Here is a 13,986-nt window from a genome sequence, read left to right on the forward strand (position 1 = left end):
CAACCGTCAGAGCGCCGTGCCGACCAGGACCGGCTCGGGCTCCAGGGCGATGCCGAACCGCAGCGCCACACCGTCGCGGACGGTGCGCGCGAGCGCCAGCAGGTCCCCGGCGTTCGCGCCGCCGCGGTTCGTCAGCGCGAGGGTGTGCTTGGTGGACAGCGCCGCCGGACCCGGCAGGCCGTAGCCCTTGCCGAACCCGGCCTGCTCGATCAGCCACGCCGCGCTGGTCTTCACCAGGCCGTCGCCGGCGGGGTAGCGCGGGGCGTCCTCGGGCAGCTCGGCGTCGGCGGGCAGCACCGGGTTGGTGAAGAACGAGCCCGCGGAGCGGGTGTCGGGGTCGCCGGCGTCGAGCACCATGCCCTTGCGCCCGCGCAGGGCGAGCACGGCGGCCCGGACGTCCGGCAGCGGCGCCCGCTCCCCGACCGCGACGCCGAGCTCCCGCGCGAGCTCCCCGTACGCGATCGGCTCGGACAGGTCCGCGACCCGGAGCTGGAACGTCACGTCGAGCACGACGTACCGGGGCGTCGGGAACCACGGGGCACCCGGGTCGGCGTCGTCGGGCAGGGCGCGCATCGAGCGCTTGAGCAGCGACGTGCGGTAGCCGAACTGCAGGTCCACCAGCGGCAGCGTGCGGACCCGGGACCGCTGCCGGTCCCAGACGCGCACCGTCGCGATGGTCTGCGCGACCTCCTGGCCGTAGGCGCCGACGTTCTGCACCGGGGTCGCGCCCGTGGAGCCGGGGATGCCGGACAGCGCCTCGATGCCCTTGAGCCGGTGCGCGGCGGCGTGCGCGACGACGTCGTCCCACGGGGTGCCGGCCACGACGGTGACGGTGACGCCGGCGCACGCGGAGTGGTCGGGGGTCGTGAGGTCGCGGCGGACGTCCCGCACGACGGTGCCGTCGAAGCCCGCGTCGGACACCAGCAGGTTCGACCCGCCGCCCAGCACGAGCAGCGGCGTCCCCGCGTCGTCGGCGGTGCGCACGGCCTCGATGAGGTCGGCCTCGGAGGTGGTCTCCACGTAGTCCGCCACCGGACCGCCCACCCCGAGGGTCGTCAGCTGGGAGAAGGTCGCGGGCTGCACGGCGGTCGTCACGGGACGAGCGTAGGCCGGTCCACGGGCTCCCGCCGCACCGGTGCGGCGGCGTTCACGACGAGCAGGCCGATGACGATCGGCACGGCGATCGCGAGCAGCGCGTGCCGGTAGCCGACGTGCTCGGCGAGCAGGCCGAGCAGCGGCGGGCCCGCCAGGAAGGCGGTGTAGCCGATGGTCGAGACCACGCTGACCCGGGCGGCGGCGCGCAACGGGTCGTCGCTCGCGGCGCTCATCCCGACCGGGAAGCCCAGCGCCGCGCCCATGCCCCAGAGCACCGCGCCGACGAGGGCGAGCCAGAGCATCGAGGCCGGAACCAGCCCGAAGACCAGCAGGCCGACCAGCGCGAGGCCGGCGCACAGCCGCAGGACGGCGACGCGGCCGAACCGGTCCAGCAGCCCCGTGCCGAGGAACCGCATGAGCGTCATCGCGGCGACGAAGATGCCGAACGAGAGCGCCCCGATCTCGTCAGTGCGGTCGAAGCCGTCCACGACGGCGAGGCTCAGCCAGTCGTTGCCGGCGCCCTCGGTCAGCGCCGCGGCGAGCACGACGAGGCCGATCAGCAGCGTGCGGGGCTCCAGCCAGGCGCTGAACACCGAGGACCGCCCGGCGCCGTGCGGGGCGTCGGACCCGGGCTCGACGTCGTGCCCGGCCGGCAGGAACTTCCGCACCGAGAACGCGACCGCGACCGTCGACAGGGCGACCGCGGTGCCGACGTGGACCTGCACGGGGACGTCCGCGCGCGCCGCGAGGGCCGCGATGCCGGCGGCGACCACGGTGCCGACCGAGAACCCCGCGTGGTACCGGGGCATCACCGTGCGGCCGAGCTTCTGCTCGACGACGGCACCCTCGAGGTTCATCGCCGCGTCCCACACGCCCGTGCCGACGCCGAACACCACGAGCCCGGCCCCCGTCACGACGACCTCGCCGATCGACGCGCCGAACGCGGCCGTCGCCAGCCCGAGCGCGTTGAGCACCGCGAACCCCAGCACGGCCCGCGGGGCACCGATCCGGGTCACGACCAGCCCGGACAGCGGCAGCGCGACGAGCGACCCGAACGAGCCGACGAGCAGCAGCAGACCCATCTGGTTCGCCGACAGGCCGAGCCCGTCGCGGACGGCCGGCAGGCGCGCCGCCCAGGTCGAGAAGTTGAAGCCCGCCAGGGCGAACGCGGCGAACACCGCCACGGACGCCGTGCTCACGCGCCGGGGGTCGATCGGGGGGTGCTGCGCCATCGCCGTGCTTCCTGCTCGGGATCGGGTGGGTCGGCGGGCCGGGCTCAGGCCGGGCGGGCCGGTTCCGGCCGGTGCTCGGCCGGGGCGAGGGCCGGGGCCGGGGCGTGGGCGGGGTGCGCGGGTTCCCGTCGGACGCTACCGGAGGGCACGCACGCGCCGCCCGGCTCCGCGGCGACCGGGGCCGGCGGGGCGACGGCCGGCTCCGGCGACGGCGCGATCGCGGCACCCGGGAGGTCGACGGGCGTGTGCGCGACGTCGCCCTCGGGCCGGCGCACGGTGCGCGCCAGCAGGACCGTCGTGAGCATCGCGGCCGTGATGAGCACGAGCGCGTGCCGCGGGCCGATGACCTCCGCCGCGAGGCCGAGCAGCGGCGGCGCGGCCAGGGACGCCGTCGACGAGAACGCCGACACCACGGCCACCCGGCTGGCGGCGCGCAGCGGGTCGTCGGACGCGGCGGCGATGCCGAGCGGCACGGTCAGCGCGGCGCCGAAGCCCCACGCCACGATGCCGGCGGCGGCGAGCGGCAGGTTCGGCGCGAAGCCGAACAGCACCAGGCCGGCCAGCGACACGACGCCGGACGACCGGAGCACGACCACGCGGCCGTACCGGTCGATCAGCCGGGTGCCGAGCAGCCGGACCGCGGTCATCGCCCCGACGAACACGCCGAACATCGCGGCGCCGACCGCCTCCGCCTGGCCGAAGCCGTCCACGACCGCCAGCGCGAGCCAGTCGTTGGCCGACCCCTCGGACAGCGCGGCGGACATGATGACGACGCCGATGAGCAGCGTGCGCGGCTCCCGCCAGGCGCCGAGCGCCGAGCCCGGGCGGGCGACGCGGCGCACCCGGGCCGCACGCAGGCGACCGGCCAGGCCGGCCTCGCGCGGGGAGGCGCCGGCGGCGCGCGCCTCCCGGGCGGCGCCGGCGGCCGCCCGGTCCGGCGGCAGGGACTCGATGACCGCGCCCGGGATCGCCAGCAGCCGCCAGACGGTGCCGACGAGCGCCGTGGCGGTGAACTGCACGAGCAGCGGCACGTCCGCCGCGGCGCACAGCGCGCCGATGCCGGAGCCGACCACGGCGCCGATGGAGAACGCGGCGTGGAACTGCGGCAGCACGGTGCGGCCCATCCGGCGCTCGACTGCCGCGGTCTCGACGTTGAGCGGCACGTTGCCCAGCGCGAACCCGACGCCGGACAGGAAGATGCCGAGCGCGAGGAGCGGCACCGAGCCGACCGTCGGGCCCAGGCCGATGAGCACGTACGCCGCCGCGAAGGCCGCGGTGGACACGTAGAGCACGAAGCGCCCGCCGTACCGGTTCACGAGCATGCCGGCGACCGAGACGGTCGCGAGCGACCCCACCGACCCGGCGATGAGGATGCCGCCGAGCTCGGCGGGGCTCATGTCCAGCGCGTCCCGCACGGACGGGATGCGGGCGAGCCAGCCGGAGAACATGACGCCGACCAGGCCGAACAGCCCGAGCAGGAGCACCCGCGCCCGCTGCACGGCGGGGTCGACGGGACCCCGCGCGCTCCCGGCGCGGCCGCCGCGCGGACGACCCGCGGCGGGGGCCTCGGGGCGCGGTCGGCGGTTCGCGGGGCGGAGGGGGGCGCGGCCGGTACGGGCCCGCGGCTGGCTCACGGCAGCTCCTGGGTCAAGCGGGGGTGAAGGGGAGGTCTGGTGCGTCTCGAATCGATTCGATCGGCGCGATCATCAGGGGGTCGAATCGATTCGGGGGGCGATGACCAGTGTGCGGGTACGCTGTCGGCGGCGTCAACCGGTTCCGGCGTGACGCCCGTCCCTCTTCCCCCGCACCCGGGAGGCGCGCCGGTGTCCCACCGACCGACCCTCGCCGACGTCGCCTCGGCCGCCGGCGTGTCGGTCTCGACGGCGTCGCTCGCGTTCTCCGGGGCCGGGCCCATCGCGGACGCCACCCGCCGCCGCGTGCTGGACGCCGCCGCCGGGCTCGGCTACTCGGGCCCGAACCCCCTCGGCCGGCAGCTGCGCAGCGGGCGGTCCGGCATCGTCGGCGTCGTGGTCGGCGACGCGCTGCGGCGGTCGTTCCGCGACCCCGTGTCCGTGCAGCTGCTGGACGGCCTGGTCGACACCATCGGCCCGCTCGGGCTCGGCGTGCTGCTGATCCCCGGCCCGACCGGTCCGGACGAACCCGCGGTCGACCCCCTGGTCGAGGCGGCCGCGATGGACGTCGCCGTGATGCTCTGGGGCGGAACCCTGGACGACCCGACGCTCGGGGCGCTCCGCCGCCGGGGCATCCCCGCGGTCGTCGTCGAGGGCCAGGACCTGCCCGGCGTCGTCACCGTCGGCATCGACGACCGCGGCGGCATCGCGGCCGCGACGCGCCACCTGCGCGAGCTCGGGCACGAGCGGATCGCCACGGTCACCCTGCCGTTCGGTCCGGAGCGCCGGTCGGCGGTCGCGGACGCCGACCGGATCGGGCAGATCACCTGGACCCTGTCCCGCCGCCGCCTGGACGGCCTGGCCGAGGCGGGCGTCACCCCGGTCGCCGTGTACGAGACCCCGGCGTCCCTCGTCGAGCACGGCACCGCCGCCGCGCACGCCCTGCTGTCCGGCCCGGCCGAGAACCGCCCGACCGCGGTCGTCGCCCAGTCCGACCTGCTCGCGTCCGGCGTGGTGCTCGGGGCCCGGGAGCTCGGGCTGCGGGTGCCGGAGGACGTGTCGGTCGCCGGGTTCGACGGGCTGGACCTGCCGTGGCTGGCGCCCGACGTGCTCACGACCGTCGTGCAGCCGATCGCGGACAAGGGCACGGCGGTCGGCCGGGCGATCCAGGCGCTGCTCGCCGGGGACACCCCCGCGGACGCGGTCCTCCCGGTGGAGCTCCGGATCGGCACGACCACGGGCCGGGCGCCGGGCGCCTGAGCCCGGGACGGGCCGGGATCAGGCGAGGCGGACGAGCGCCTGCGCCTTGGCCAGCACGCGCGAGCCCGCGGCCGTGACGTTCAGATCGATGCGCGCCGTGCGGGTCTCCGCGTCCAGGGCGCCGACGGTGGCCACGACCTCGACCGTGGCCGCGCCGGGGTCCGGCACCGGTACGGGGCGGGCGAACCGGGTCTGGTAGTCGAGCACCGCGCCCGGGTCCCCGGCCCAGTCGGACACGACGCCGACGGCCGCACCCATCGTCCACATGCCGTGCGCGATGACGCCGGGCAGCCCGACCTCCGTCGCGAACCGCTCGTTCCAGTGGATCGGGTTGAAGTCGCCGGACGCGCCGGCGTACCGCACGAGCCGGGACCGGTCGACGGCGATCTCGCGGCGACCGACCTCCTGGCCGACGGCCAGCTCCTCGAACGCGGGGGCCATCAGGCGTCCTCTCCGCGGACCGCGAGCGTGGACGTCACGGTGGCCACGGGCTCCCCGCCCTCGGCGCTGATCACGGCCCGGGTCGTCACCATCGACAGACCGGCGCGCTCGGTGACCGCGTCCACGTGCAGCACCGTCACCAGGCGGTCGCCGGCGTGGATCGGGCGGTGGTGGATGAACCGCTCATCGGCGTGCACGACCCGCGTGAAGTCGATCCGCGCACCCGGGTCGGCGATGAGCTGGGCCTCGGCGCGCTGCGCCACGACGACGGCGAACGTCGGCGGCGCGATCACGTCGGGGTACCCGAGTGCTCGCGCCGCGTCGACGTCGGTGTGGGCCGGGTGCGTCGCCCCGACCGCCTCCGCGAACTCGCGGAGCTTCTCGCGGCCGACCTCGTACGCCTCGTTCGGCGGGTACTCGCGTCCCGCGTACTCGGGGTTGACGGCCACGATCAGAGCCGCTGGGTCAGCGGGTCTCGCGGTGCAGCGTGTGACGGCCGTCGCGCGGGCAGAACTTCTTCATCTCGAGCCGGTCGGGGTCGTTCCGACGGTTCTTCTTCGTGATGTAGTTCCGCTCCTTGCACTCCGTGCAGGCGAGCGTGATCTTCGGACGGACGTCCGCGCTCTTGCTGGCCATGGTCTTGCCACCTCTCGCGCCCGAAGCGCTTGGATCTTCGTCGTCGAGCGCCGGCGCGCGCTCCACTGGATTCGGTGCTGGTAGCGGGGGCGGGGTTCGAACCCGCGACCTCACGATTATGAGTCGTGCGCTCTCACCAACTGAGCTACCCCGCCTCGGATGCGCCGCACCCGGAACCGGAGTCCCGGAGGGCGACACACCACAGAGCCCCGAACGGGATTCGAACCCGTGACCTCTTCCTTACCAAGGAAGTGCTCTACCACTGAGCTATCGGGGCAGCGCGGACCAGGCTACACGGTGCGCCGGGCGGGTGCGAAATCGGCCCCCCGACCGGCCCGATCGCCCGGCCGGCGACGCGCGGGGGCTGGGGGCACCCGCGCCGGCGGGGCACCGCGCGTGCAGGCCGGCACGTCCCGCACCACCCCGGACGATCGCACGACACCCCCTCGGCGGGGCGCGCGCGTGGCGGCGGGGCGCGCGCGCGGCGGCGGCGCGCGCGCGGCGGCGGGGCGCGCCCGCGGGGCGGCGGGGTGTGGTGCGTGCAGGCGGGCGGGTTCCGGACCGCCCCGGCTGCACGCGGGATGCCCCGTCGGCGAGGCGGCGGGGCCGGTGAGGTGGGGGCGCGGGCCTCCGGGAACGCGACAGGGCGCCCTCCCGGGGGAGGACGCCCTGTCGTGGATCGCGTGGCGGGTGAGGGATTCGAACCCCCGTAGGCGATGCCAGCTGATTTACAGTCAGCCCCCTTTGGCCACTCGGGTAACCCGCCGGGGATGCGCGTGCGGTGACTGCGTCGCCGACGTGCGGATGGAAGGATAGCAACGGATCGGCCCGGAACCGCAAACCGCCCGGCCGGCGCAGCACCCGCACCACACCCGCAGGAGGAAGTCATGGCGAGCGAGTCGTCGTTCGACGTCGTCAGCAAGGTCGACCGCCAGGAGGTCGACAACGCGCTGAACCAGGCGATCAAGGAGATCGCGCAGCGGTACGACTTCAAGGGCGTCGGCGCCTCGATCGCCTGGAGCGGCGAGAAGATCCTCATGGTCGCCAACTCCGAGGAGCGGGTGCGCGCGGTCCTGGACGTCTTCCAGACCAAGCTGATCAAGCGCGGCATCTCGCTCAAGTCCCTGGACACCGGTGACGGCGACCCGAAGCCCTCCGGCAAGGAGTACCGTCTGGAGGCCGCGATCAAGGAGGGCCTGTCCTCCGAGATCGCCAAGAAGGTGACCAAGCTCATCCGCGACGAGGGCCCCAAGGGCGTGAAGACCCAGATCCAGGGCGACGAGGTCCGCGTCTCCGCGAAGAGCCGGGACGACCTGCAGGCCGTCATCGCGCTGCTCAAGGGTGCCGACGACATCGACGCGGCGCTGCAGTTCATCAACTACCGCTGACGCGGCGACGACGGCCCGGCCGCCCCTGCGCGGGGCCGGCCGGGCCGTCGCGCGTCGGGGGCCTCAGTACCGCGTGACCGGACCGCCCGTGCCGGCCATGCGCTCCAGGCGGGCGATGCGGTCCGCCATCGGCGGGTGCGTCGCGAACATCCGGCCGATGCCGGCGCCCTTGAACGGGTTCGCGATCATCAGGTGCGAGACGTCCACGAGGTCCCGGTCCTGCGGCAGCGGGCGGGCCTGCGTGCCGGCCTCGAGCTTGCGCAGCGCGGACGCGAGCGCGAGCGGGTCGCCGGTCAGGGCGGCGCCGTCCTCGTCGGCGTCGTACTCGCGGGTGCGGCTGATCGCGAGCTGGATCATCATCGCGGCGACGGGGGCGAGGAACACCATGAGCAGCGCGGCGACCGGGTTGCCCCCGCGGTCCCGGTCGCTGCCGCCGCCGAAGAACAGCGCGAACTGGGCGACCGAGGTGATGACGCCCGCGACGGCGGCCGCGATCGACGACGTCAGGATGTCGCGGTTGTAGACGTGCATGAGCTCGTGCCCCAGGACGCCGCGGAGCTCGCGCTCGTCGAGGATCTGCAGGATGCCGTCCGTGCAGCACACGGCCGCGTTCCGCGGGTTGCGGCCGGTCGCGAACGCGTTCGGCGCGGCGGTCGGCGAGACGTACAGCCGGGGCATGGGCTGGCGGGCCGCCGTGGAGAGCTCCCGCACGATCCGGTACATCGCCGGCTGCTCGATCTCGGAGACCGGCCGGGCGCGCATCGCGCGGATCGCGATCTTGTCCGAGTTCCAGTACGAGTAGGCGGTCGTCAGCAGACCCAGCCCCGCGAACAGGACGATGTACCGCCCGTTCGCGACCACCGCGCCGATGCCGAGCAGCACCGCCCACAGCACCCCGAACAGCAGCGCCGTCTTCAGGCCGTTGTAGTGCCGGTGACCCATGTCCGTCCTTCCCTGGAGCCCGCGGTCCGACAACTCGTCCCGCGTGGAGGACAACGCGGCGGCGAGCGCGTCGGTTCCCCTACCCTGACCTCCGCACATCCTCGATCCTCGACCCCCGGGAGACACCGTGCGCACCGTCCGCTTCATCGCCCTGGCCGCTGCGAGCGCCCTGGCGCTCGCGGCCTGTGCCCCCGCCGACGAGGAGCCCGGCTCGGCCGGCACCTCCGACGGCGCCCTGCCGACCCTCACCGAGGGCGTCCTGACGATCGGCACCTCCGACCCGGGCTACGAGCCGTGGGTCGTCGACAACGACCCCTCCAACGGCGAGGGCTTCGAGTCCGCCGTGGCGTACGCGGTGGCCGCCGAGCTCGGCTTCGACGCCGACCAGGTCGAGTGGGTCCCGGTGACGTTCGACCAGATCATCGCCCCGGGCGCCAAGTCGTTCGACTTCGCGATCAACCAGGTGTCGATCAGCCCCGAGCGCGCGGAGAACCTCGACTTCTCCTCGTCGTACTACGACACCGCGCAGGCGGTCGTGACCGTGGAGGGCAGCCCGGTCGCCGGCGCGTCCTCGCTCGCGGACCTCAAGGACGCGAAGATCGGCGCGATGGTCGGGACCACGAGCCTCACGGTGGCGCAGGAGTCGATCGAGCCGACGACCGACGTCCAGGTGTTCAACGACAACGACCAGGTCAAGCAGGCGCTGCAGTCCGGACTGGTCGACGCGATCGTCGTGGACCTGCCCACCGCGCTGTACATCACGGCGGCGGAGCTGGACGGCGGCGTCCTGGTCGGGCAGCTCCCCGCGGGCGACGACCCGGACCAGTTCGGCCTCGTGCTCGACAAGGGCTCGGCGCTCACCCAGCCGGTCACCGAGGCGGTCGACGCCCTGCGGGAGGGCGGCACGCTCGCCGACCTCGAGGCCGAGTGGCTGACCGACGCGGCCGGCGCGCCCGTCCTGAAGTGACCTCGACGACGCCGCCGGACGGCACCCGCCCCGCGTGGGTGCCGTCCGAGCGGCAGCGCGGCCGGGACGCGTACCGGCGCACGCAGGCCCGCCGCTCGACGCTCGTCGCCCTCGTGAGCACGGTCGTGGTGGCGGGCCTCGCCGTGCTCGGGCTGGTGTCGTCGCCGGGCTGGCCCCGGGTGCGGCAGTCGTTCCTGGACCCCGAGGTCGCGTGGGCGTCGCTGCCGAAGATCGCCGAGGGGCTGTGGCTGAACATCCGCGTCATGGCGGTCTGCGCGGTGCTCATCGTGGTCGTCGCCATGCTGCTGGCCCTGGCGCGGACGCTGCGCGGGCCGGCGTTCTTCCCGCTGCGCGCGCTCGCGACCGGGTACGTGGACGTGTTCCGCGGGCTGCCGCTGATCCTCGTGCTGCTGCTGGTCGGCTTCGGCCTGCCGGGGCTGCGGCTGCAGGGCATCCCGACGTCGGCGGTCGTGCTGGGCGGGCTCGCGCTGGTGCTGACCTACTCGGCCTACGTGGCGGAGGTGTTCCGGGCGGGCATCGAGTCGGTGCACCCGTCCCAGATCGCGTCCGCCCGGTCCCTCGGGCTCACCCGGGGGCAGACGCTCCGGCACGTCGTGCTTCCCCAGGCCTGGCGCCGGGTGGTCCCGCCCCTGCTGAACGACCTGGTGGCGCTGTCCAAGGACTCCGGGCTGATCTCGATCCTCGGAGCCGTGGACGCGGTCCGGGCCGCGCAGATCCAGACCGCGACCTACGCGAACTTCACGCCCTACGTCGTCGCGGGCGTGCTGTTCGTGCTGCTGACCATCCCGCTGACCCGGTTCACCGACGCGCTCGCGCGGCGCAGCGGCTGGCTGGGCTCGCAGGCCGGCCTGGCCGGGGCGGGGGCCATGCGATGACCGACGCCCCCCTGCTGCGGGTCGACCGGGTCCGCAAGGCGTTCGGCGACCACGTCGTGCTGGACGACCTGTCCCTCGAGGTCGCCGAGCACCAGGTCGTCGTGCTGATCGGCGCGTCCGGGTCCGGGAAGTCGACGCTCCTGCGCTGCGTGAACCTGCTCGAGGAGGTCGACGACGGCGTCATCGAGGTCGCCGGGCAGGAGGTCACCGACCCGCGGGTGGACGCCAACGCCGTCCGCGCCCGCATCGGCATGGTGTTCCAGGCGTACAACCTGTTCCCGCACCTGCGGGTGCTGGACAACGTGGCGCTGGCCCCGCGGCTGGTGCACAAGGTCGGCCGGGCCGAGGCGCGCGAGCGGGCCGCGGCGATGCTGGAGCGCGTCGGGCTCGCGGCCAAGGCCGGGGCGTTCCCGGACGAGCTGTCCGGCGGTCAGCAGCAGCGCGTGGCGATCGCCCGGGCCCTCGTGACGCAGCCGGCGCTCATGCTGCTGGACGAGGTCACGAGCGCCCTGGACCCGGAGCTGGTCGGCGAGGTGCTCGACCTGCTCGGCGAGCTCAAGGACGAGGGCACGACGATGGTCGTGGCGACGCACGAGATGGCGTTCGCCCGGCACGTCGCGGACGAGGTGTGCTTCCTGCACGAGGGCCGGATCCTCGAGCGCGGACCGGCGGACCAGGTCCTGGTCTCCCCCCGCGAGCCCCGCACCCGCGAGTTCCTGCGCCGCTTCACGGACTGACCCGGGCCGCGGCCCCGCGCCCGGTCACCGCACCCCGCCGCGCCGCACCCCACCGCGCCGCACCCCGCCGCGCCGCACCCCACCGCGAGTGGAGGGTTCTGGCGCGACACGCCGGGCGTGTCCGGCAGAACCCTCCACTCGGCGCGGGCCGAGGCGCGGTGGGGCGGGGCGGCGGGGGTCAGGACTCGTCGGCCGCCTCGGCCAGGGCGATGCGGACCATGTCCTCGCGCGGGACGACCTTGATCCGGTCGCGGCCGTGCGGCTCCCCGAGGGCCCGCTCGTACGCGTCCAGCAGCTCCCAGCCCGCCCACTGGATCGGGCGGGCGCCGCGCGCGGTGAGGAAGTCGACCACGGACTGCGGGTCGGGCTCGGTCGCGGACAGGAACGGGTTCGCCGGGTCGGCGACGTCGCCGGCGTCCTCGACCAGGTGCCGGATCGTCTCGCTCGCGTCGGACTTGGTGTGCCCGATGAGGCCGACCGGCCCGCGCTTGATCCAGCCGGTCGTGTACACGCCGGGCACCGGCTCGCCGTCCACGTCCACCACGCGGCCCTCGCGGTTCGCGATCACGCCCTTGGCCTCGTCGAACGGCACGTCCACCAGAGGGGACCCGAAGTAGCCGACGGCGCGGTACACGGCCTGCACCGGCCAGTCGTGGGTCTGCCCGGTGCCGGCGACGGTGCCGTCGCCGGTCAGCGCGGTCCGCTCGGTGCGCAGCCCCACGACCGCGCCGCCGGCACCCAGCACCTCGACCGGCTTGTGCAGGAAGTGCAGGTGGATGCGGCGGCTCGCGGTGAGCTCCTCGGGCTCCTTGAGCGTCCAGTCCGTGAGGGTCTTGACGACCTGCTTCGTCTGGTTCGACGAGTGGATCGCGGCCATCGAGCCCTCGTCGAAGTCGAAGTCCTCCGGGTAGACGACCACGTCGACGTCCGGGACGTGGCCGAGCTCGCGCAGCTCCAGCGGGGAGAACTTCGCCTGCGCCGGCCCGCGACGGGCGAACACGTGCACGTCCGTCACCGGGCTGGCCTTGAGGACGTCGTAGACGTTCTGCGGCACCTCGGTCGGCAGCAGGTCGTCGGCGTGCTTCGCGAGGATGCGGGCGACGTCCAGGGCCACGTTGCCGGCGCCGAGCACCGCGACGTGCTGCGCGGTCAGCGGCCAGGTCCGCGGGACGTCCGGGTGCCCGTCGTACCAGGACACGAAGTCGGCGGCGCCGTACGAGCCGTCCAGCTCGATGCCCGGGATCGGCAGGTCGGCGTCCTTGATCGCGCCGGTCGCGAAGATCACCGCGTCGTAGTGCCGGCGCAGGTCCTCGAGCTTGAGGTCGACGCCGTAGTCCACGTTGCACAGCAGGCGGATGTCGCCGCGCTCGAGCACCTTGTGCAGCGCCACGATGATCTGCTTGATCCGCGGGTGGTCGGGGGCCACGCCGTAGCGGACCAGGCCGAACGGCGCCGGCAGGCGCTCGATCAGGTCGATCGCGACGTCCAGGCCGGAGCGGGCCAGGATGTCGGAGGCGTAGATCCCGGCGGGACCGGCCCCCACGACGGCCACGCGGACGGGGCGGTTCGAGCTCACGCAGGTGCCTTCCGTTGTCGAGGTCCCGGTGCGCGCGGCTCGGCGTCCTCACGGCCGCTGCGCTCACGGGTGTCCGCCCCAGTGTAGGACGACCTCACCCGCTGCCAACCTGCGTCGAGGTCCTGCCGTTCTGGTCGCGGGCGCGGACGGACGGGGCCCGGGGCGCGCCGACGGGGCTAGCGTCGCCCCGTGAGCCCCGCCCTGCCCTCCGCCGACGGCACCTCGACCGTCGCGCCCGCGACACCCGCCACCCCCGCCCCCGCCGGTCCGGCGGCCCTCGACCCGCGCGGCCTCGCCGCCGGTACCTCCGCCTACCTGCTGTGGGGCGTGCTGCCGCTGTACTTCGCGCTGCTCAAGCCGTCCGGGGCGATCGAGATCGTCGCCCACCGCGTCGTGTGGTCGCTGCTGTTCTGCGCGGTGGCGCTGACCGTGACCCGGTCGTGGCGGTCGTTCGTCGCGGTGCTGCGCGCGCCGCGGACCATGGGGCTGATCGCTCTCGCGGCCGTGCTGCTGGCGGTCAACTGGCTGGCGTTCGTGTTCGGGACCCTGACCGGGCACGTGGTGGACGCCGCGCTCGGCTACTTCATCAACCCGATCGTCACCGTGGCCCTCGCCGTCCTCGTGCTGCGCGAGCGGCTGCGCCGGATGCAGTGGGTCGCCCTCGGGTTCGGCGTCGCGGCGGTGCTGGTCATCACGCTCGGGTACGGGCGGCTGCCGTGGATCGCGCTGACCCTGGCCGGCTCGTTCGGGGTGTACGGCCTGCTGAAGAACCGGGTCGGCCGGACCGTCGCCGCCGCGCCGGGCCTGGCGGCGGAGACCCTGGTGCTCGTCCCGTTCTCCCTCGCGTACCTCGCGGGGCTCGCGGCCGCCGGCAGCGGGACGTTCGTCGGCGCCGGCCCGTGGCACGCCCTGGCGCTCGTGGGCACCGGCGTCATCACGGCGCTGCCGCTGCTGCTGTTCGGGGAGGCCGCGCGGCGGCTGCCGCTCAGCGTGGTGGGGATGCTGCAGTACCTCGCGCCGGTGCTGCAGTTCGCGATCGGGGTGCTGGTGCTGCACGAGTCGATGGCGCCCGCGCGGTGGTGGGGCTTCGGGCTGGTGTGGGTCGCGCTCGTGCTGCTGACCGTGGACGGGGTGCGGGCGCGCCGGGGGACGGCGCTGCGGGCGGCGGTGCGCTGAGGCCCGCGC

General features: G+C 74.8%; 14 protein-coding genes and 3 tRNA genes. 6 read left to right on the top strand and 11 right to left on the bottom strand.

What is annotated here, in order from left to right:
* Positions 1-6: 6 nt before the first annotated feature.
* Genes HNR08_RS05380 through HNR08_RS05390 form a run of 3 tightly spaced genes read right to left on the bottom strand, consistent with a single transcriptional unit; the run spans position 7 to position 3,961 of the window.
* Positions 7-1,095: a UDP-N-acetylmuramate dehydrogenase gene (locus HNR08_RS05380; protein ID WP_146839582.1), complete on the bottom strand. Its 1,089-nt coding sequence runs from the start codon at positions 1,093-1,095 to the stop codon at positions 7-9.
* A complete protein-coding gene (locus tag HNR08_RS05385) occupies positions 1,092-2,327 on the bottom strand; it encodes an MFS transporter (RefSeq protein WP_146839580.1) in 1,236 nt (411 codons plus the stop codon). Before HNR08_RS05385 ends, HNR08_RS05380 begins: the two co-directional genes overlap by 4 nt.
* 44 nt (positions 2,328-2,371) lie before the next feature.
* Positions 2,372-3,961, bottom strand: coding sequence for an MFS transporter (locus tag HNR08_RS05390; protein ID WP_338075774.1), 1,590 nt, complete (start codon positions 3,959-3,961; stop codon positions 2,372-2,374).
* A 189-nt stretch (positions 3,962-4,150) separates the two neighbouring features.
* Between HNR08_RS05390 and HNR08_RS05395 the strand changes: the two genes are divergently transcribed.
* The gene (locus HNR08_RS05395; RefSeq protein ID WP_146839578.1) at positions 4,151-5,218 is read left to right on the top strand and encodes a LacI family DNA-binding transcriptional regulator; all 1,068 of its coding nucleotides are present in this window, start codon (positions 4,151-4,153) and stop codon (positions 5,216-5,218) included.
* An 18-nt stretch (positions 5,219-5,236) separates the two neighbouring features.
* On the opposite strand, the gene HNR08_RS05400 is transcribed toward HNR08_RS05395, so the two are convergent.
* From HNR08_RS05400 to HNR08_RS05425, 6 genes are all read right to left on the bottom strand, one after another.
* On the bottom strand, positions 5,237-5,659 hold the full coding sequence (locus HNR08_RS05400) for a MaoC family dehydratase (RefSeq protein ID WP_146839576.1): 423 nt from the start codon (positions 5,657-5,659) through the stop codon (positions 5,237-5,239).
* A complete protein-coding gene (locus tag HNR08_RS05405) occupies positions 5,659-6,108 on the bottom strand; it encodes an FAS1-like dehydratase domain-containing protein (protein WP_146839574.1) in 450 nt (149 codons plus the stop codon). Before HNR08_RS05405 ends, HNR08_RS05400 begins: the two co-directional genes overlap by 1 nt.
* A gap of 16 nt (positions 6,109-6,124) precedes the next feature.
* The gene (rpmG, locus tag HNR08_RS05410; RefSeq protein ID WP_146839572.1) at positions 6,125-6,295 is read right to left on the bottom strand and encodes a 50S ribosomal protein L33; all 171 of its coding nucleotides are present in this window, start codon (positions 6,293-6,295) and stop codon (positions 6,125-6,127) included.
* Between the two features lie 78 nt (positions 6,296-6,373).
* A tRNA-Met gene (locus HNR08_RS05415) sits at positions 6,374-6,450 on the bottom strand.
* 50 nt (positions 6,451-6,500) lie between these two features.
* A tRNA-Thr gene (locus HNR08_RS05420) sits at positions 6,501-6,572 on the bottom strand.
* Positions 6,573-6,979: 407 nt separating this feature from the next.
* Positions 6,980-7,061, bottom strand: a tRNA-Tyr gene (locus HNR08_RS05425).
* Between the two features lie 121 nt (positions 7,062-7,182).
* Between HNR08_RS05425 and HNR08_RS05430 the strand changes: the two genes are divergently transcribed.
* Complete coding sequence (locus tag HNR08_RS05430) at positions 7,183-7,683, top strand: YajQ family cyclic di-GMP-binding protein (protein ID WP_146839570.1); 501 nt, start codon at positions 7,183-7,185, stop codon at positions 7,681-7,683.
* A 63-nt stretch (positions 7,684-7,746) separates the two neighbouring features.
* Here the strand turns inward: HNR08_RS05430 and htpX are convergent, their stop codons facing one another.
* Positions 7,747-8,625, bottom strand: a complete 879-nt coding sequence (htpX, locus tag HNR08_RS05435; protein ID WP_146839569.1) for a zinc metalloprotease HtpX — start codon at positions 8,623-8,625, stop codon at positions 7,747-7,749.
* 127 nt (positions 8,626-8,752) lie between these two features.
* Between htpX and HNR08_RS05440 the strand changes: the two genes are divergently transcribed.
* Genes HNR08_RS05440 through HNR08_RS05450 form a run of 3 tightly spaced genes read left to right on the top strand, consistent with a single transcriptional unit; the run spans position 8,753 to position 11,225 of the window.
* On the top strand, positions 8,753-9,592 hold the full coding sequence (locus HNR08_RS05440) for an ABC transporter substrate-binding protein (protein WP_146839567.1): 840 nt from the start codon (positions 8,753-8,755) through the stop codon (positions 9,590-9,592).
* Positions 9,589-10,488: an amino acid ABC transporter permease gene (locus HNR08_RS05445; protein WP_146839565.1), complete on the top strand. Its 900-nt coding sequence runs from the start codon at positions 9,589-9,591 to the stop codon at positions 10,486-10,488. The genes HNR08_RS05440 and HNR08_RS05445 overlap by 4 nt, the downstream gene beginning before the upstream one ends.
* Positions 10,485-11,225: an amino acid ABC transporter ATP-binding protein gene (locus HNR08_RS05450; RefSeq protein ID WP_146839563.1), complete on the top strand. Its 741-nt coding sequence runs from the start codon at positions 10,485-10,487 to the stop codon at positions 11,223-11,225. Before HNR08_RS05445 ends, HNR08_RS05450 begins: the two co-directional genes overlap by 4 nt.
* 178 nt (positions 11,226-11,403) lie before the next feature.
* On the opposite strand, the gene HNR08_RS05455 is transcribed toward HNR08_RS05450, so the two are convergent.
* Positions 11,404-12,801 (bottom strand): FAD-dependent oxidoreductase, encoded by a 1,398-nt coding sequence (locus HNR08_RS05455; RefSeq protein ID WP_146839561.1) that lies wholly within the window; start codon positions 12,799-12,801, stop codon positions 11,404-11,406.
* Positions 12,802-12,990: 189 nt separating this feature from the next.
* Between HNR08_RS05455 and rarD the strand changes: the two genes are divergently transcribed.
* Complete coding sequence (gene rarD, locus HNR08_RS05460) at positions 12,991-13,977, top strand: EamA family transporter RarD (RefSeq protein WP_338075776.1); 987 nt, start codon at positions 12,991-12,993, stop codon at positions 13,975-13,977.
* Positions 13,978-13,986 lie beyond the last annotated feature (9 nt).

The sequence above is a fragment of the Cellulomonas hominis genome, from assembly GCF_014201095.1.
GTDB classification, from domain to species: domain Bacteria; phylum Actinomycetota; class Actinomycetes; order Actinomycetales; family Cellulomonadaceae; genus Cellulomonas; species Cellulomonas hominis.